This window comes from Exiguobacterium acetylicum DSM 20416, from assembly GCF_000702605.1.
Taxonomy (GTDB): Bacteria; Bacillota; Bacilli; order Exiguobacteriales; family Exiguobacteriaceae; genus Exiguobacterium_A; species Exiguobacterium_A acetylicum.
Map to the genome: position 1 here is coordinate 2,870,001 of NZ_JNIR01000001.1, position 18,446 is coordinate 2,888,446.

An 18,446-nucleotide genomic window follows, 5' to 3' on the forward strand; every position below is an offset into this window, starting at 1 on the left:
CCGTCTGATTGGCAAATCCGTCAGGCACCAAAGTCAAGGAACGATGCGGAGTCCCGTAGGGACGTAGGTCACGATTTCACACTGCCAAGAAAAGCCTCTAGTGAGGGGGAAGGCGCCAGTACCGTAAACCGACACAGGTAGGCGAGATGAGAATTCTAAGACGCGCGGGATAACTCTCGTTAAGGAACTCGGCAAAATGGTCCCGTAACTTCGGGAGAAGGGACGCTCTACATGAGTAGAGCCGCAGTGAATAGGCCCAAACGACTGTTTAGCAAAAACACAGGTCTCTGCTAAATCGCAAGATGACGTATAGGGGCTGACGCCTGCCCGGTGCTGGAAGGTTAAGGGGATGGGTTAGCGCAAGCGAAGCTTTGAACCGAAGCCCCAGTAAACGGCGGCCGTAACTATAACGGTCCTAAGGTAGCGAAATTCCTTGTCGGGTAAGTTCCGACCCGCACGAAAGGCGTAACGATTTGGGCACTGTCTCAACGAGAGACCCGGTGAAATCATAGTACCTGTGAAGATGCAGGTTACCCGCGACAGGACGGAAAGACCCCATGGAGCTTTACTACAGCCTGATATTGAGGCTTTGTGCATGATGTACAGGATAGGCGGGAGACGTCGAGCCCGGAGCGCCAGCTTCGGAGGAGTCACCCTTGGGATACCGCCCTTCATGCATAGAGTCTCTAACTCGCAGCCGTGATCCGGCTGGAGGACCGTGTCAGGCGGGTAGTTTGACTGGGGCGGTCGCCTCCTAAACAGTAACGGAGGCGCCCAAAGGTTCCCTCAGAATGGTTGGAAATCATTCGTAGAGCGCAAAGGCAGAAGGGAGCTTGACTGCGAGACCTACAAGTCGAGCAGGGACGAAAGTCGGGCTTAGTGATCCGGTGGTTCCGCATGGAAGGGCCATCGCTCAACGGATAAAAGCTACCCTGGGGATAACAGGCTGATCTCCCCCAAGAGTCCACATCGACGGGGAGGTTTGGCACCTCGATGTCGGCTCATCGCATCCTGGGGCTGGAGTAGGTCCCAAGGGTTGGGCTGTTCGCCCATTAAAGCGGTACGCGAGCTGGGTTCAGAACGTCGTGAGACAGTTCGGTCCCTATCCGTCGTGGGCGCAGGAAATTTGAGGAGAGCTGTCCTTAGTACGAGAGGACCGGGATGGACGCACCGCTGGTGTACCAGTTGTTCCGCCAGGAGCATCGCTGGGTAGCTACGTGCGGACGGGATAAATGCTGAAAGCATCTAAGCATGAAGCCCCCTCCAAGATGAGATTTCCCTTTGAGTAATCAAGAAAGACCCCTCAGAGACGATGAGGTAGATAGGTCACGGGTGGAAGCATGGCGACATGTGGAGCTGAGTGATACTAATCGGTCGAGGCCTTGTTCTAGCAGATGCTTGTTGATGACTTCAGTTTTGAGGGCGCGAGCCCGTCGTCTGGTGACGATAGCCAAGTGGTCACACCCGTTCCCATGCCGAACACGGAAGTTAAGCACTTGAACGCCGAAAGTAGTTGGGGGCTTCCCCCTGTGAGGATAGGACGTTGCCAGGCGATCGTTCCGCAATAGCTCAGCGGTAGAGCAACCGGCTGTTAACCGGTAGGTCGTAGGTTCAAATCCTACTTGCGGAGCCAATGGCCCGTTGGTCAAGCGGTTAAGACACCGCCCTTTCACGGCGGTAACACGGGTTCGAATCCCGTACGGGTCACCATTATATTTTTTGTGCCGGTGTAGCTCAGCTGGTAGAGCAACTGACTTGTAATCAGTAGGTCGCGGGTTCGACTCCTGTTGCCGGCACTGTTTTTTCTCAATTGTATAAGTTTCCTAGACAAACTGGGGGGGTAGCGAAGTGGCTAAACGCGGCGGACTGTAAATCCGCTCCCTCGGGTTCGGCGGTTCGAATCCGCCCCCCCACCATGTCGAGCCATTAGCTCAGTTGGTAGAGCATCTGACTTTTAATCAGAGGGTCGCAGGTTCGAATCCTGCATGGCTCATTTCTTGCGGAAGTAGTTCAGTGGTAGAATACGACCTTGCCAAGGTCGGGGTCGCGGGTTCGAATCCCGTCTTCCGCTTTTTCTTTTGGGGCCTTAGCTCAGCTGGGAGAGCGCCTGCCTTGCACGCAGGAGGTCAGCGGTTCGATCCCGCTAGGCTCCACCAATTTTATTTAAAGATCTTAAGCGAGTTTCGTTCGTCTTAAGTTTTTTTTATATGAAATGCCAAGCATAACCAGAGTACGTACGCAAGAACACCGTGATTCCCTTCACGGTGTTTTTTTGTATATTCATGCGTTTTTTTGTTGAGTTGAACCACTTGTTTGTTACCGCTTACAATGTATGTAGAAGTGACTATGACATAGGGGGAATATCGTATGAACATCGCGTATATCAGCGTACCGTACCGTTATGGACAAGGAAAGCCGGGCACTGAACACGGACCTGCTGCTGTCGAAAAAGCGGGTCTACTCGCGACACTCGAAGCACGGGGACAAGAAGCAGTACGCTACGGGGAAGCGGCTGTTTTATCCGAGGATGCAGTCCGAGAAGAAGATCCGAAGCTGAAACGTCTTGAAGGCGTCGTCCACACGACGAATGACTTGCATCTAATTGTACGTGATGCGTTATCGGAGCAACGTTTTCCGTTATTAGTCGGTGGCGATCACAGCATGGCGATCGGAACGATTGCAGGGTTACGTCAGACTGTACCACGTCTTGGCGTCATCTGGTTCGATGCACACGGTGATTTGAATACACCGGAAACATCACCGTCTGGTAACATCCACGGTATGCCGCTCGCTGTAGCCCTTGGGGAAGGACATCAGCGTTTAACGGAAGTCGGAGGAACAGATGTCAAGCTGCAACCGGAACATCTCGTCTTCATCGGATTACGTGACGTTGATCCAGGCGAACAAGAGCTGATTGATCGTCTTGGTATTCGTGTCTATGATATGGAAGCGATCCGAACTCGGGGAATGGACGCGATCATGGAAGAAGCGATTGCTTATTTGAAGGAAACGACGGATGCGTTCTATCTTAGCTTCGATATGGACGGTCTCGATCCATCACTCGTCGTCGGTACAGGAACACGTGTCGCTGACGGTATTTTCTTAGACGATGCGAAGACAGTGCTCAAGCATTGCGCAACGGCAGAAGACTTCATTGCAGCTGAATTCGTTGAAGTGAATCCGTTACTTGAAGAAGGAAACGGAACAGCAGAACTTGCGAATGAACTAATCGGAGATCTACTTTTGGCAATGGAAACACATCGCTTAGTAAAATAATGGATAGAACTTGAACTCTTTTCATCGGGGTTCAAGTTTTTTTGTTACAATTTAAAAGGAGATGAAACATTTATCGGTCGACTTCGTATAAGAGATTGACCGCATAGAGCGGGGGGTATTCAAAGTGGAAGAAACGACACTACGCTTAATTGAGCGAGTGAAACAGGGAGACCGTGATGCATTCGCGGCACTTTGATCTATATAAGGAAGGTGCCTTTCTTGTGGCTTTCCGCGTCTTGCGCGATCGAATGGAGGCGGAGGATGCGACACAGGAAGCCTTCATCCGTGTATTTACGAAAATTGATTCGTATAATGCACAATGGAAGTTCCGGACTTGGTTGTACCGAATCGTCACGAACGTATCGATTGACCGATTACGGAAAAAGAAACCTGATTATTCTCTTGATGCTGAGATGTCAGGTACTGAAGGACTGACATTGTATTCACAACTCGAGAGCAAGGACACCTTGCCGGAGGACCAAGTGGTCGATAACGAGCAACGAAACGAAGTCGGGGACGCGATTGCAGCTTTACCAGAAAAATACCGTGTCCCACTCGTCCTGAAATATGTAGAGGATCTTTCGCTAAAGGAAATCAGTGAAATGATCGAATTACCTGTCGCTACTGTCAAAACTAGAATTCATCGTGGACGAGAAGCGCTGAAGAAGCATTTTGCCAAACGATGAGAAGGAGGAACTCACCATGTCACGAGAGCATGTACATGAACGGATCCAGGATTATTTAGATCAAAATCAACCACCTGAGGAATTCGAGCGATTAGAAGCAGAGTTACGAGAAGTAGACGCGATGGACGAGTTCGAAGAGTATCGACTCCTTGATGCTCGACTGCGTCAACTTCCAGCGCCCAAATTATCGGCAGATTTTACATCCCGCGTGCTGGCACAATTGCCCGACCAGGTGGAGACGCCAAGCGCTGCTTTGCTGCACCAACCGCAACCGTCTCGTTTTGGAGGTAAGATGAAGCAGTACCCATTGCTCGCGGCAGCGGCTGTTTTCTTACTCTTGTCGGTCGGTAGCCTAGGTGGTTATATGGCACAAGAAGAACATGACTTATCCTATACGAATGCACCAGGTATCGTCGCTCAAAATGGCGAGGTCGTCGTCCCGAAAGGCGTCACGGTCGATCAAGATCTATATGTCGAAGGTGGGAACGTCCGAATCGAAGGGAAAGTCAATGGCGATGTCATGACCGTTGACGGGAAAGCGTACACGGCGAGTGCTGGTAGCGTGACCGGAGAAATCAAGGAAATTGATCAATTATTCGAACGCGTTTGGTACGGAATCAAGCGTCTATTTCAATAATCAGCTGGGACGAGTCGAACTCGTCCCTTTGTGCTATAATGGAAACTGTTTAAATCAGATGAGTTAGGGGGCACGGTTGGTGAATTACTTCAGCTGGCAACCACTTCAATTTCAATTGTTGAAACTGGGAGAAAACGTACATTGGTACGATTATATTAATGATGTGATTGATATCGCGGTCGTGACGTTCGTCATTTACCGTCTCATGATCATCGTCAAAGGAACAAAAGCAGTCCAACTCATTAAAGGAATCTCGGTCATTTTGATCAGTTGGTTCCTGAGTGGCTTTTTTGGACTCAAAACACTGCAATTCCTACTAAATCAAATCATCACCTACGGGTTACTGGGGATCATCATCATCTTCCAACCTGAACTAAGGCGTGGACTGGAGCACTTAGGACGAACGAGTAAATTCTTCTCACGTAGTGCCATCAGTGATGAAGATGAACAAGTTCGAATCGTCGATGCACTCGTATCGTCTGCTCAGTACATGTCAAAACGTCGTATTGGGGCACTCGTGACGATTGAACGTGAAACCGGACTGAGTGAATACGTGGAGACGGGCATTCCGCTTGGTTCACAAATCACGAGTCAGTTGTTAATCAATTTGTTCATTCCGAATACTCCTTTACATGATGGTGCCGTCATCGTCCAGCAAGGCAAGTTAGCAGCAGCCGCTTGTTACTTACCGCTGTCTGAGAGTGCACATATCTCAAAAGAGCTTGGAACACGTCACCGTGCTGCCATCGGTGTCAGTGAGGTGACGGATAGCGTCACGCTCGTCGTCTCGGAAGAAACGGGTGGTGTCTCACTCGCCATCAATGGACGTCTGTACCGGGAACTCGACGAAGAATCCTTACGGACGAAGTTACTTGAGACGATCGTCAAAGCCGAACCGACGAATACTTCCTTCTTGAACTGGATGGGGGCGAAAAAATAATGTTCGAAAAGTGGTTCAATGAACGCTGGTTTTTACGCATCGTTGCCGTCGCCTTGGCCGTCATGTTGTATTTGATGGTCGCAGGTTCGAATACGACGGGAAAAAGTGATGCCGCTAGTCTATTACCGATTGCAGGACAAGGTTCGACGAAATTTGACGTGCCGGTCACGGTCCAGTATGATGAATCGCAGTGGATCGCCTATAATATTCCAGATAGCATGGAAGTGACCGTCAAAGGTCCGTCGAGTAGTTTGACGATGCTCCGGCTCGTCCAGGATTTTGGATTATCGATTGATTTGAAAGGACTCGACCCTGGCTATCATCGTGTCCGTGTCACAGCAACCGGCTTCGGAAAAGATGTCGAGGTGACGCCGAAACAGGAGACAATCGAAGTCTTCCTCGATAAGAAGATTACAAAGGAAGTACCGGTACAAGTCGCCTTACTCAATAAAAACAAAATCGCTGAAGGATATGTCGCTGGGGAAGCGCAACCGAACCAACAAACTGTTGAAGTCACGGGAGGCGCAGAGAAGTTACAGGCGATTTCAGCAATCCAAGTACCGATCGATGTGACCGGTCGGGCAGAGACGTTCAAAGAGACGTTCAATGCTAAAGCGACTGACACGAACGGGAATACGATCAGTGCATCTTATCAACCGGAACAATTAGAAATCACAGTACCGATCTATAAGGAAAGTAAGACGGTACCGATTAATGTGAAGACAAAAGACAACGTTAAAAAAGGATATACTGTCGTCAAGATCGTTCCCGTCACGACGGAAGCTCGTCTATATGGAACAAAAGAAGAACTAGAGCGTATCGGTTCTGTTGATACGGAAGCGGTCTCGCTCAAAGGATTGACGAAGACGACGGAAAAAACCGTCAAACTCGTTGAACCGGAAAACGCGACAGCGATGGATCCGACACAGGTCACTGTCAATATCGTCGTCGAAAAAGAAAATGCCAATTCGACGACAGAAACTGTCGAGGATCGAGCGGAGAAAACGATTCCGGGTGTGACGGTCACGTTGAATGGATTCGATGAATCAAAGTATACGATTGATTACAATCAAACGATTGATGTCGTCGTCCGCGGGAAAGAATCTGATTTAGCATCGATTGATGCGACGGATATCAAAGCGGTCATCGACGTGACAGGATTAAAAGAAGGAACGCATGGATTGCCGATCTCGTATCAGACATCAAAAGCCTTTGATGTCCTGCGTCCGGATAATATGGATGTCACATTAAAAGCGATTCCCCGGACATCGATTCCGACCAATTAAAACAAATTAGTGAAATGAGGAAATAACACATGGGTAAGTATTTTGGAACTGACGGCGTACGCGGCGTCGCAAACGTAGAATTGACACCGGAACTTGCGTATCGCCTCGGTCGAACAGGTGGTTACGTGTTGACGAAACACGAAAGCACACGACCAAAAGTCTTGATTGGACGCGATACACGTGTATCTGGTCAAATGCTTGAGAATGCACTCATCGCGGGTCTGTTATCAATCGGTGCAGAAGTCATGCGTCTTGGTGTCATCTCGACACCAGGTGTCGCATACCTGACAAAAACGATGGATGCGACAGCCGGAGTCATGATCTCTGCATCGCACAATCCAGTGGAAGATAACGGGATCAAGTTCTTCGGTTCAGACGGCTTTAAGCTCGATGACGCAACAGAACTTGAAATCGAAGCATTACTCGACGAAGCAGAAGATACATTGCCACGTCCAGCCGGAAAAGAACTCGGCTTCGTTCATGATTACTATGAAGGGGCTCAGAAATATCTCCACATGCTTCGTCAGACATCAGATGAAGATTTCTCAGGCATCCATGTTGCGATTGACGGCGCACACGGGGCGACGTCAAGCCTCGCACCACGTCTATTCGGTGACTTGGAAGCGGAAGTATCGACGATCGGTACAACTCCGAACGGACTCAACATCAATGATGGTGTCGGTTCGACACACCCTGAACATCTTGCTGCCTTCGTTAAGGAAAAAGGCGCGGACGTTGGTTTATCGTTTGATGGAGACGGCGACCGCTTGATCGCAGTCGATGAGAACGGCGATATCGTGGATGGCGATAAAATCATGTTCATCTGCGGGAAATACTTGAACGAACTCGGTCGTTTGAAAGACAACACGATCGTCGCGACGGTCATGAGTAACCTCGGTTTCCATAAAACCGTCGAAGAAAACGGGATGACGGCGCTTCAGACAGCGGTCGGTGACCGTTACGTCGTTGAAGAGATGCGTAAGAACGACTATACACTCGGTGGCGAACAGTCGGGACACATCATCTTCATGGACTACTCAACGACAGGGGACGGTATGTTATCAGGCGTCCAGTTGTTGCAAATCATGAAAGCGACAGGGAAGAAGTTATCGGAACTTGCAGCTGAGATGCCAATCTTCCCACAACGTCTCGTTAACATCCGTGTCTCAGACAAAAATGGCGCAATGAGCGGCCCTGCCGTGCAAGCGATCATTGCAGAAGTCGAAGCGGAGATGGCGGGCAACGGACGGATTCTCGTCCGTGCGTCAGGAACAGAACCACTCGTTCGTGTCATGGCGGAAGCTCCGACACAAGAAGCGTGTGATGCGTACGTCGAGCGGATCGCGAACGTCGTTCGTGAGAACTACGCGTTACAAGAAAACTAAGCAACCCGAAGCAGAGCGATTGCTCTGCTTCTTTTTTTACAATTATTTTAGAAAAATAGATTGATATTTTTACAAAAAATAGGGATTATGCGTATTGAATAGAAAAATATCGGGAATAGTTACAAATACGTTACCTTTCTTGCTTTTTCACATTAAAGTTCGTATGATGGTGAAGTCGGACAGAAACGGGGTCAGACGGAAACAAGAAGCGCCAGGGCTTTCTTCGTAGGATGAAAGCTGACGAGGTGGAGGTTTATCGAATCATTCGGCGGATGCCTCCCGGTACCAGATCCATACCGTAAATCGTTCTGAAATCGTCCAAGTGATTGGACGGACAAACAGACCGATCGGGATCCTCTCAACAAGAGCCGTTTCCTCTTTAGGGAAATACTTGTAAATGGAGAGATGTAACATGTGCGGAATCGTAGGTATGATCGGACAGGTCAACACGAAGGAAATTTTATTAAAAGGTCTCGAAAAGCTCGAGTACCGCGGCTATGACTCGGCAGGTCTTGCGTTCGTCAACGACGGCGTTCAAGTCCACAAAGAAGTAGGCCGGATTGCTGCGCTACGCGAAGTCGTTCCTGCTGATGCAGACGGCACAGTCGGAATCGGACACACACGCTGGGCAACACACGGTGTCCCAAGCGTACCAAACGCACACCCGCACCAAAGTGCGTCAGCACGTTTCACACTCGTGCACAACGGCGTCATCGAAAACGATGAGCAGCTAAAAGCAGAATTGAATGTCGATCTCCTCAGCGACACGGATACAGAAGTCATCGTTCAGATGATTGAAAAGAACTTCAACGAGACAGGTGACGTCGCGGAAGCATTCCGTCAAACACTCCGCGTCTTGCACGGTTCGTATGCCCTCGCATTGATCGATGCTGAAAATCCAGACGTCTTATACGTCGCAAAAAACAAATCACCACTTCTCGTTGGTCTCGGTGACGGTACGTTCAACGTCGTCGCATCAGACGCAATGGCAATGTTACAAGTAACGGATCAATTCGTTGAGTTGCATGATGGTGAGATGATCATCTTGACGCGTGATAGCGTGACGATCCAAGATCTCGACGGGAACGTCCAAGAGCGTGAAGCGTACACGGCTGAAATCGATGCATCAGACATCGAAAAAGGAACGTACGCGCACTATATGCTTAAAGAGATGGATGAGCAACCAGCGGTCATCCGTAACATCGTTCAAAAATATCAAAACGAAGCAGGCGACATCACACTCGACCAATCAGTCCGTGATCTCGTACTCGGTCGTGACCGTGTCTACATCATCGGTTGCGGAACAAGCTACCATGCTGGTTTGATCGGGAAACAGTTGATCGAACAAATCGCAGGCATCCCGACAGAAGTGCACATCTCTTCTGAGTTCGGATACAACATGCCACTATTGACAGAGAAACCGCTCTTCCTCTTCCTTTCACAATCAGGTGAAACAGCGGATAGCCGTGCCGTTCTCGTCGAAGCGAAGAAACTCGGTCACCCGGCACTGACGATCACGAACGTTCCAGGATCAACATTGTCACGTGAAGCAAACGCAACATTATTGCTCCACGCAGGTCCAGAAATCGCCGTTGCTTCAACAAAAGCCTATACAGCTCAAATCGCTGTTCTTGCTGTCCTTGCGTTTGACCTTGCTCAAGCGAAAGGGGTTGCCGTCAACTTCGATCTCATGAAGGAACTCGGTAAAATCTCAAGTGCGATGGAATCAGTCATGTCTCAAAAAGATCGTTTCCAAGAAATCGCGACAGAATACTTGTCTGAGTCACGCAACGCGTTCTTCATCGGTCGCGGACAAGATGCGTACGTCGGGATGGAAGGCGCATTGAAACTCAAAGAGATCTCGTATATCCAAGCAGAAGGATACGCGGGTGGAGAGCTCAAGCACGGTCCGATCGCCTTGATCGAAGACAACACACCGGTTATCGCGCTCGTGACACAACCACACGTTCACCTTAACAACCGTGGTAACGTCAAGGAAGTCGTCGCACGTGGTGCAAATGCGTGTGTCATCGCAGCAGAAGGTCTTGAATTGCCAACGGATGCATTCGTCATCCCAGCAGTCGAGCCACTCTTGTCACCGCTCTTGTCTGTCTTACCACTTCAATTGATCTCATACTACGCGGCACTCGGTCGCGACTGTGACGTCGATAAGCCACGTAACTTGGCGAAGTCGGTAACGGTTGAATAAGAAAACAAATCGACTCCAAACGATATATAGATATGAAATAACTTTGTACCGTATATCGTAAAAAATATGCCGTTTTAAAAAAATTATACTTTTTATAAAAAATTGTACCGTTATACCCCTTTAGATTACTATAGTCTAAAGGGGTATTTTTATGTAAAAAAAAGTAAGGGCATCGTACGTTAAAAAGTGAATTGAAGGAAGCAATAGGTTAGCACGAAATCGTTGTTTTTAAGTTTTCAGGGCGTGTTTTAAAAAAATTTTACACCCCGCTTGAAAGATATAAAATATATCAAAAAGTACTTGAGCAAATAAATTAAAAATTTATAGAGAAGGGTAGAAAATTAATGAATCAACAGTATGAACATAGATTGGTAGCATTTATTGATATTTTAGGGTTTAGTGCAATGGTAGAGAAAAGTGTGCAGGATGAAGAATATAGAGATAAGATTTTTAGAGCATTGGAACAGATACAACATCAAGTTAATTATAACGAAGAAAAGAAAAAAGAAGAAAACAGAGATTTTGAAATGGTCCAATTCTCTGACAGCTTGGTCGTTAGTCAAAGATATATCGATACAGTCAGCTTTTCTACTTTTATTATGCGTATCAATTTTATTCAAAAAATATTAGCAGATGAGGGTATTTTAATCAGGGGAGGCATTTCTGCCGGAGATTTATACCATAAAAATACAATAGCTTATGGACCGGCATTTATAAGAGCATATAAGTTAGAAAGTAGTTTGGCGGACTTTCCTAGAATAATAATAGATCCTAAAGTTATGAATTTAGACATAATTCCTGAGTGTGAATCGATAGAAAATGTAAAATTTAATATGAATTTTTATAGTTGGGAAGGGAATAAAGTACCTATTATTTTAAAAGATGCTGACGAACTATACTTTGTAAATTATTTATATGGAATGTATGAGGAACCAAAAATTGCATCGAATTTACATCAACATTTGTTAAGCGAATTATCTCAATTACAATTTGATAATTTACATGATTTTAAAATATTTAGAAAATTGAAGTGGAATATTGATTATATTAGCTCATGTCCTTGGAATAATTAATTGGCAACTGAATACTAACTTTATTTATAAACTTATATACAAAGAATATGCTGTATTCAGTTGTTGTTTATTATCACCTTTACTATAAAGACCTGAGAGGTTCGAAATATGTTAAAAGAGTTACTTGATAGTTAATATATAAGGAAAATCTGGAATGGACTAATCTTAAGTATATGATTTTTTATCAACTCATTATAATGAAAAATTCAATATAAATGTTCAGATTACTTATTATATTAATATGAAAGAAGGGCGAGAATAATGGCTGAGTTAAAATCAATTGAAAAAAACTATATAGAAGATTTTTTGAAAATGGAAAGTGGTTATGTATTAGATTTTTCTAACAATACATTTGAGCGATTTATCTATGATTCAATCAATATTGAAATTTACGAGGGTAAAGGTTATGAAGAATACTGCTCTAAGGCCAATAAAATGCGTCAAATTTTAGAGAGAGAATCTAATCTAAAAGTCGCTCGTTTGCTGGAAAATTTAGTAGAATATAAATCTTACAAAGATAAAAAAATGCAGAATACTTTGGGGAAGAGATATCAGAATTTGATAAAAAGTTAGAACAAGAAATAAAAAAAATAATAGAACGTATAAATAAGAATGTAGAACATGCACATGTGAGATCTAGTTTAGAATTAAAGAAAGAGTATGATGTTTTTATTTCACACGCCTCAGAAGATAAACAAAGTTTTGTAGAACCACTAACAAAGGCTTTGAAAGATGCGGGAATCAGAACATGGTATGATGCAGATCAGATTGGTTGGGGAGAAAGTATACGACAAAGTATTGACCGAGGACTGATTAACTCACGTTTCTGTATAGTAGTTCTATCGACAGACTTTTTTAAAAAACATTGGGCTGGTACCTATGAATTGAATGCTATTTTTCAGAGAATGGCTATAGAACAAAACTCTTTAATTTTACCTATCTGGCATAATATTACGATAGAAGAAATTAGTCAATACAACCTTACATTACCTGATATTAAAGCATTGAATTCTTCTATACATACCCTAGAACAGATAGTCAATGCAATGAAAGATAAAATCGCAGTGGAGGGTTTTTAAACAAAGGATTAATAGAATGTATTTTAATAGATTACAGCAAGTGTTTCGCTATAAAAGGAGAACGAGATGAATCGCTGGATTGTTGCATTCCCTAAACGATATGAACAGGACGTTCGGATCGTTAAAGCATGTCTACCATTTGGATGGACACGCTTATCACCAGGGGCGATCGAAGTAAATGTAGAGCAGGAACAGATACAGATTCCGATGCGCGTATACATGCCAGAAGTCGCGTCCGAGCGAATTGAACAGTTGACGCCAACACAACAGACGATGTTATATTGCCTCTACACCCGTCATCATGACGGTTATGTCCGTGAGCATTATCTCCAGCAGTTGCTTAAAAATCGTCCGCGCGACGGATGGGTCCTCGCCTATATCATCGAACTTGCTAGTGAGTACGTCCGTGAAATTGTCGACAGCATCGTACCCGTAATCGAGCAATGGGATTCGGAAGTGAAACGACAATTCGTCGAGGATGACCCAAGATACATGAAGCGGACCGAAGACCGAATGATCAGTTACTGGAATGCTTATTACCGGACGAGTGGGGAACGACGATCCGAAGCGGACTATCCAGGCTTTCGGATTATAGAATCGTTACGGGAGGATGCTTCGGTAGAGGAAGTCTGAAGAGATGAAAAGGAGGTGCGCACTTGATTACGAAATCAAAGGATCTGTACTTAGAAGGACCTGGACCTGCTATTTTGTTGTTACATAGTTTTACTGGAAGTGCGAATGAGATGCGTGGTCTCGCTCGTTTTTTACATGCAGCCGGGTACACCTGTTACGCGCCCAATTACGCCGGGCACGGGGAATCGCCGGAGCGCTTGTTTGAGACGACGATCGAAGACGTCTGGCAGTCCGCGCAAGTCGGACTCGCGTTTTTACAAGATCGAGGACACAAAGACATCTTTTTGATCGGACAATCACTCGGTGGAGTAATGGCACTTCGACTGGCAGAACAGTCAGGATGTGCCGGACTCATCTTACTCTCGACGCCGATTCTTGAGCGGACGATTGCCGGACTCGAGCACCGCGTCCTTCGTTATACGGAACGGTATTTTCAATTTGACGATCGTTCGCCGGAGTGGATCGTAGACTTTGTCGACCGTCATTTTCCACGCCCAGAAAAAGACTTACGAGCACTGCAACAGTTCATTCTCGACACAGGAGTTGTCTTACCGAGTATCACACAGCCCATCGCTCTATTCCTTGGTGCCTTGGATGATGCCGTCTATCATGCAAGTCTCGAGAGAATCGAAACGACGGTGCCGAGCCAAGATCAGAAAAAGGTCCTTCTTCCGAACAGTAAACATTTACTGACGCTCGATCGGGACAAACAGCGTTTGTTCGAAGAAATCCTTATCTTCTTGAAGACCCATCCGGTACATTCCTTGAAACCATCATCTGCTGTGCAGTAGGCTAGATAGGTAAGCTAGACGTGAAAGGGGAAGGGATCATGCGAGTTTTAGTAGTAGGGGCAAGCGGAACGATTGGGCAGGCAGTCGTCGAACAGTTGAGTGGGCGGCATGACATCATTCGTGCCGGACGAACCGGAGCGGATGTACAAGTCGACATCACATCAGAGGAAAGTATTCGGGCAATGTATGAAACAGTCGGCTCTGTTGACGCCGTTATTAGTGCCACAGGTGGCGCTCATTTTGGTCCATTGACGGACTTAACACCGGAGCTTAATCAAATCGGGATCGACAGTAAACTAAAAGGTCAGGTCAATCTCGTCTTGCTTGGTTTAGAGTCAGTACGAGACGGCGGAAGCTTTACGCTGACGACCGGCATCATGATGGACGATCCGATTCGCCAAGGCGCATCTGCTGCGCTTGCTAACGGTGGAGTCAAAGCGTTCGTTCATGCAGCAGCGATCGAGATGCCACGAGGCATTCGGATCAACAGCGTCAGTCCGAATGTACTGATCGAGTCACTTGAAAAGTACGGACCCTTCTTCCGTGGTTTTGAAGCCGTTCCGGCGTCACGTGTCGCGACGGCGTTTGAGAAAAGTGTCGAAGGGGCACAGACGGGGCAAAATTACGAAGTCTATTAAATGAAAGAGCAGGTAGCGAAAATCGCTATCTGCTTTTTTAGAATCCGGATAGGATATAACGTTCGATTCCGAATAGTAAGAGAGTGATTCCGAGACAAATAAGTAAGTTACGGACGAACCAGCGACCTGTCATCGTCCGGTTCATGATCAGTTTCTCCAGTGTCAGATTAACGAGAAGTACACATAAGAAGATAACGCCAAACCAAATCATCCAGACACATCCTTTCCTTCTTCTTAACGAATCCAACAGCTAAAAAGTTTCGCGTCTGTCAAGAGCAGGAAATCATTCAGATGAACGGGAAGGAAACAAACAGTCGATTTTACAAGGAGGAACATGACGATGAACCAAGCGGTCCTAGTGATTGATTTTCAACAAGAACTCGTCGACGGGAACACGGAAGAACGTCCAGTATACTTAAAGGAACAAGTCGCGCACGTCATCGAAGCGGTCGTACTCGAAGCAGACGACCGGAATATCCCGGTCGTCTTCATTCGGGATCTCGACGTCGCTGGCGGAACAGGACCTGGGTTTGCGGTCCATGACTCGATTCCCGTTCCAGCGTCAAGTGTCACGTTTGATAAAGCGGCGACGAATGCGTTTCATGGCACCCCCTTGCTCGAACATCTACAGCAAGCATCAATTGACCATCTGATTGTCTTAGGCTGTAAGACGGAACACTGCATTGATACCGCGGTGCGCAGCGCGACGGTGCATGGCTTTGATGTCACGCTTGTCGCCGATGGGCACACGACGAACGGCTCCGATGTCCTGACTCCGGAGCAAATGATCGCTCACCATAATCAAGTCTTGCACGGTCATTATAACGTCGAACATTTTGTGATCGTTCGTCCGTCAACGGAAGATGTCTTCACCCCAACCCACAATGACTACCGGACATGAAGAGGAGAATAAGATGATTGAATTACGAAAAATAACAGCGCCCGATTACGAACGCTACGCGACGCTCGTCCAAGACGAACGTGTCATGCGTTATATCACGGAGCAGGCATTAACAGATGCGGAAACGAAACAACGCTTTGACCGAATCCTTGAACAACAGCAACACGACCGACTCGGATCGTATCTGATTTATGCCGAAGAGACATGGATTGGAATCGGGCACATGTCCCGGAGTCAAACGCAACCGTTCGAAGCAGAGCTCGGCTACATGCTATTACCCGATCAATGGGGACGCGGATACGGTACAGCGATTGCAGAGCGCCTGTTACAGTTAGCGACGGAAGAGGAGTTGCGGGTCGTCACGGCGACGATTGATCCAGCACATGAAGCTTCGCGTCGTATTTTGATCGGATTAGGTTTTGAATCGACCTATGTGGGACCGATTGACGGTCTACCAGGTGAAACGCTACAGAAAATGCTGGGGACGACAACATGACACGAGACGAATGGATTGAACATTTTCAACTCGACGTCGTGGTATGCGCGACCGTCGACGAATCGTATAGTTCTGAAGTCGATCGTCTCGTCCTAACGGATGGTCAGGTCGTTTTCTTGAAACGCCCGTATACGACTGAAAAGTGGTACCGGGAGCGTGGCTGGATTCATGCACTAGAAGGGTTTGTACCCGTGCCGCACATCTTAGCTGAGGCAGCTCCCGGGCAGACGACCGGGGCGTTCGTGCTTGCTGCCTTACCAGGACAGGCACCGGTTACGATGACTAAAAAATTGGCGTACGAAATTGGTCGAACGCTCGCAATGCTGCATACGTGCATAGGAGAATCCTACGGCGAGTATACGGAAGATGGATTTTATGCCTATCCGGTTCAGGATTGGCGGTATTTTCGGAATGAAAAACTCGATGGATTCATGCCGTTCATCACGTCCGAACTCGACCCCGGTTTTTTAGAGAACATCCAAATAGAGTTAGTCAGACGGGAACAGTTGTTACCGGAGCCTTCACGTCCCGTTGCCACACATTGTGACTTCCGCCTAGCGAATTTATTGACGGTAGGTGATCAAGTCACAGGGGTGATCGATTTCGAGACGACCCGCTATGGGGCCGTCGAGATGGACTTCACGAAGATCGTCCGTAATCTCAATACATTCGGTTCCATTTACGTCACGGCATTTCAAGAAGGATACGCGACGTTACACCCAGACGTGCCGATCGAGACGTATCTTTCATACTATCGTTTGTGGGAAGCACTCACGGCCGTCGGATGGTGCATCAAACGTGGATTAGAAGAGCACCGAGCATTCTTTGAGGAGAACATCGCGCTTATCGAGCAGGAATTACAGACGACGAGCATATCGGATGGGTATTGATTCACCCATGTCTTGGAAGAAACCTCTATACTTAGGGAAATGAGGAATCGGAGGGGGAAGCAAGATGACAGGAAAACGAATCGGAATCATCGGCGGTGGACTCGCCGGGATCTTTGCGGCACGTCAATTACAGGCGGCAGGACATACTGTTGAAATCATCGAAAAAAGCCAGAGCGTCGGGGGGCGAATGGCGACTCGTCGTGTTGATGAAGGAACAGCGGATCATGGGGCCGTCTTCTTCACGGTTCGGACGGAAGAGTTGGAACGTGAAGTCGACGACTGGCTTGAGAAGGGATGGGTTCGTAAGTGGTTCGGACAAGACTTTCCACGCTACGTTGCGACAAACGGCATGAATCAACTTGTACAAGCCATTGGTCGAGGAATTCCCGTTCAGTTGAATGAACAGGTCACGCATATTATGGCAACGGAGGACGAACTCGTCACACAAGCGACAGATCATCAAGGTACGTATGATGCGTTACTCGTGACGGCGCCTGTGCCGCAAGCATATGAACTGTTGCAGGCTTCTGATCTGACACTCGGAGAGGACGATCATGAGCAGTTGCGTCAGGTGACGTTCGAGCCGACATTCGTTGGTCTGTTTGAAATCGAAGAGCGACTCACGATCGGAGAAGTCGGTCTACAAGATGAACAACTCGTCGATGGAATGTTGAAGCTCGTCAATAATGCCGAGAAGCAGATTTCGAAGACGACACTCCTGAGCGTCTATATGACAGCCCGCTTCAGTGAAGACTGGTACGAGCGTCCGGAAGAAGAGACACTCGCTGAAGTCGAGCGTCTGTTACAACAGCAACTCGGACCGGTGACGATCGTCTCGCGTCAGCTCAAACGTTGGCGTTATGCTCAGGCACGCGCGGTTTACCGGACACCATACTTAAAACTAGCGGCACATCCGCTTTGGCTTGCTGGTGATGCGTTCCTTGAAGCCGATGATGCGTCAGGGCGGACGCGCGTCGAGAGTGCCGTCATCTCTGGGTTACGCGTCGCTGAAGCCATCGATACCCACTTACGTCAGACGGTGACAGCGACGGAATGAACGAAAACATGCACTTCTTTTCTGAATCGAGAAGAAGTGCATGTTTTTTGTTACTCACGGTCATTCCGCTTGGAAGTGTTGTTCACTCCAAGCTGCCATTTGGTCAAGAATCGGTAAAAAACTATGTCCGGCATCCGTCAGGGAATATTCAACGCGAGGAGGAACTTCGCCAAAGACGTGTCGTTGAATCAAACCATCCGCCTCGAGCTCACGAAGCTGACGCGTTAATGTTCCTTTAGAGATGCCTGTTAATTGTTGCAGTTCATGAAAACGATGCGTCCCGTGTGTCAGGTGCCACAGCAAGATGATCTTCCATTTGCCAGCAACCATCTGTTGGACCCGAGTGACCGGACAAGCCGTCCGTTGATTGGTCGTTGAATCGAATACAGCCACGTTCATCCTCTCCCATTGGTTCGTTTTGAGGGACCTAGTTTCAGATAAGTGCCTACTTTTTTTAGTGTATCACCTG

At 47.3% G+C, this 18,446-nt stretch carries 18 protein-coding genes, 7 tRNA genes, 2 rRNA genes and 1 pseudogene (1 of these 28 only partly in view); 26 read left to right on the forward strand and 2 right to left on the reverse strand.

Annotated elements, in window-relative coordinates:
- The 22 genes and pseudogenes from P401_RS0115225 to P401_RS0115330 all read left to right on the forward strand — a co-directional run.
- Positions 1-1,390: ribosomal RNA gene (locus P401_RS0115225) — 23S ribosomal RNA — on the forward strand; it begins 1,523 nt to the left of the window's first position.
- 46 nt (positions 1,391-1,436) lie between these two features.
- A 5S ribosomal RNA gene (gene rrf / locus P401_RS0115230) occupies positions 1,437-1,552 on the forward strand.
- 6 nt (positions 1,553-1,558) lie between these two features.
- Positions 1,559-1,633 (forward strand) — tRNA-Asn (locus tag P401_RS0115235).
- A gap of 2 nt (positions 1,634-1,635) precedes the next feature.
- A tRNA-Glu gene (locus tag P401_RS0115240) sits at positions 1,636-1,710 on the forward strand.
- 13 nt (positions 1,711-1,723) lie between these two features.
- A tRNA-Thr gene (locus P401_RS0115245) sits at positions 1,724-1,796 on the forward strand.
- Between the two features lie 38 nt (positions 1,797-1,834).
- Positions 1,835-1,916: transfer RNA gene (locus P401_RS0115250), tRNA-Tyr, on the forward strand.
- A gap of 4 nt (positions 1,917-1,920) precedes the next feature.
- Positions 1,921-1,993: transfer RNA gene (locus P401_RS0115255), tRNA-Lys, on the forward strand.
- 6 nt (positions 1,994-1,999) lie between these two features.
- Positions 2,000-2,071 (forward strand) — tRNA-Gly (locus P401_RS0115260).
- A 9-nt stretch (positions 2,072-2,080) separates the two neighbouring features.
- Positions 2,081-2,156 (forward strand) — tRNA-Ala (locus P401_RS0115265).
- 211 nt (positions 2,157-2,367) lie between these two features.
- A complete protein-coding gene (gene rocF, locus P401_RS0115270; RefSeq protein WP_029343103.1) occupies positions 2,368-3,276 on the forward strand; it encodes an arginase in 909 nt (302 codons plus the stop codon).
- 124 nt (positions 3,277-3,400) lie between these two features.
- Positions 3,401-3,962: pseudogene (gene sigW / locus P401_RS17845) on the forward strand (RNA polymerase sigma factor SigW).
- A 16-nt stretch (positions 3,963-3,978) separates the two neighbouring features.
- Entirely contained in the window at positions 3,979-4,599 is a 621-nt protein-coding gene (locus P401_RS0115280; protein ID WP_029343104.1) for an anti-sigma factor, read from the forward strand.
- A 79-nt stretch (positions 4,600-4,678) separates the two neighbouring features.
- Positions 4,679-5,539, forward strand: coding sequence for a diadenylate cyclase CdaA (cdaA, locus tag P401_RS0115285; RefSeq protein WP_050676886.1), 861 nt, complete (start codon positions 4,679-4,681; stop codon positions 5,537-5,539).
- Positions 5,539-6,825 (forward strand): CdaR family protein, encoded by a 1,287-nt coding sequence (locus P401_RS0115290; protein ID WP_029343106.1) that lies wholly within the window; start codon positions 5,539-5,541, stop codon positions 6,823-6,825. Before cdaA ends, P401_RS0115290 begins: the two co-directional genes overlap by 1 nt.
- 29 nt (positions 6,826-6,854) lie before the next feature.
- Positions 6,855-8,210: a phosphoglucosamine mutase gene (glmM, locus tag P401_RS0115295; protein ID WP_029343107.1), complete on the forward strand. Its 1,356-nt coding sequence runs from the start codon at positions 6,855-6,857 to the stop codon at positions 8,208-8,210.
- Positions 8,211-8,622: 412 nt separating this feature from the next.
- A complete protein-coding gene (gene glmS, locus P401_RS0115300) occupies positions 8,623-10,419 on the forward strand; it encodes a glutamine--fructose-6-phosphate transaminase (isomerizing) (RefSeq protein WP_029343108.1) in 1,797 nt (598 codons plus the stop codon).
- A 344-nt stretch (positions 10,420-10,763) separates the two neighbouring features.
- A complete protein-coding gene (locus P401_RS0115305; RefSeq protein ID WP_029343109.1) occupies positions 10,764-11,492 on the forward strand; it encodes a hypothetical protein in 729 nt (242 codons plus the stop codon).
- A 261-nt stretch (positions 11,493-11,753) separates the two neighbouring features.
- The gene (locus P401_RS0115310; protein WP_029343110.1) at positions 11,754-12,065 is read left to right on the forward strand and encodes a hypothetical protein; all 312 of its coding nucleotides are present in this window, start codon (positions 11,754-11,756) and stop codon (positions 12,063-12,065) included.
- A gap of 56 nt (positions 12,066-12,121) precedes the next feature.
- The gene (locus tag P401_RS0115315) at positions 12,122-12,571 is read left to right on the forward strand and encodes a toll/interleukin-1 receptor domain-containing protein (RefSeq protein WP_051656323.1); all 450 of its coding nucleotides are present in this window, start codon (positions 12,122-12,124) and stop codon (positions 12,569-12,571) included.
- A 66-nt stretch (positions 12,572-12,637) separates the two neighbouring features.
- Positions 12,638-13,204, forward strand: coding sequence for a hypothetical protein (locus P401_RS0115320; protein WP_029343112.1), 567 nt, complete (start codon positions 12,638-12,640; stop codon positions 13,202-13,204).
- Between the two features lie 23 nt (positions 13,205-13,227).
- Positions 13,228-13,995 carry an alpha/beta hydrolase gene (locus P401_RS0115325; protein ID WP_051656324.1) on the forward strand — a complete coding sequence of 256 codons (768 nt, stop codon included), beginning with the start codon at positions 13,228-13,230 and terminating at the stop codon, positions 13,993-13,995.
- Between the two features lie 38 nt (positions 13,996-14,033).
- Complete coding sequence (locus tag P401_RS0115330; protein WP_029343114.1) at positions 14,034-14,633, forward strand: short chain dehydrogenase; 600 nt, start codon at positions 14,034-14,036, stop codon at positions 14,631-14,633.
- Between the two features lie 37 nt (positions 14,634-14,670).
- Here the strand turns inward: P401_RS0115330 and P401_RS18610 are convergent, their stop codons facing one another.
- Positions 14,671-14,844 (reverse strand): hypothetical protein, encoded by a 174-nt coding sequence (locus tag P401_RS18610; protein WP_156772479.1) that lies wholly within the window; start codon positions 14,842-14,844, stop codon positions 14,671-14,673.
- A gap of 129 nt (positions 14,845-14,973) precedes the next feature.
- On the opposite strand from P401_RS18610, the gene P401_RS0115340 reads away from it, so the two are divergent.
- The 4 genes from P401_RS0115340 to P401_RS0115355 all read left to right on the forward strand — a co-directional run bounded on the left by P401_RS0115340 (position 14,974) and on the right by P401_RS0115355 (position 17,977).
- On the forward strand, positions 14,974-15,534 hold the full coding sequence (locus tag P401_RS0115340) for an isochorismatase family protein (protein ID WP_029343115.1): 561 nt from the start codon (positions 14,974-14,976) through the stop codon (positions 15,532-15,534).
- Positions 15,535-15,547: 13 nt separating this feature from the next.
- Positions 15,548-16,030, forward strand: coding sequence for a GNAT family N-acetyltransferase (locus tag P401_RS0115345; protein ID WP_029343116.1), 483 nt, complete (start codon positions 15,548-15,550; stop codon positions 16,028-16,030).
- A complete protein-coding gene (locus P401_RS18125) occupies positions 16,027-16,920 on the forward strand; it encodes a phosphotransferase family protein (RefSeq protein ID WP_029343117.1) in 894 nt (297 codons plus the stop codon). Before P401_RS0115345 ends, P401_RS18125 begins: the two co-directional genes overlap by 4 nt.
- Before the next feature lie 64 nt (positions 16,921-16,984).
- Positions 16,985-17,977, forward strand: a complete 993-nt coding sequence (locus tag P401_RS0115355) for an NAD(P)/FAD-dependent oxidoreductase (RefSeq protein ID WP_029343118.1) — start codon at positions 16,985-16,987, stop codon at positions 17,975-17,977.
- A gap of 60 nt (positions 17,978-18,037) precedes the next feature.
- Here P401_RS0115355 and P401_RS0115360 read toward each other — a convergent pair whose 3' ends face one another.
- On the reverse strand, positions 18,038-18,370 hold the full coding sequence (locus P401_RS0115360) for a winged helix-turn-helix transcriptional regulator (RefSeq protein ID WP_231681699.1): 333 nt from the start codon (positions 18,368-18,370) through the stop codon (positions 18,038-18,040).
- Between the last annotated feature and the right edge of the window lie 76 nt (positions 18,371-18,446).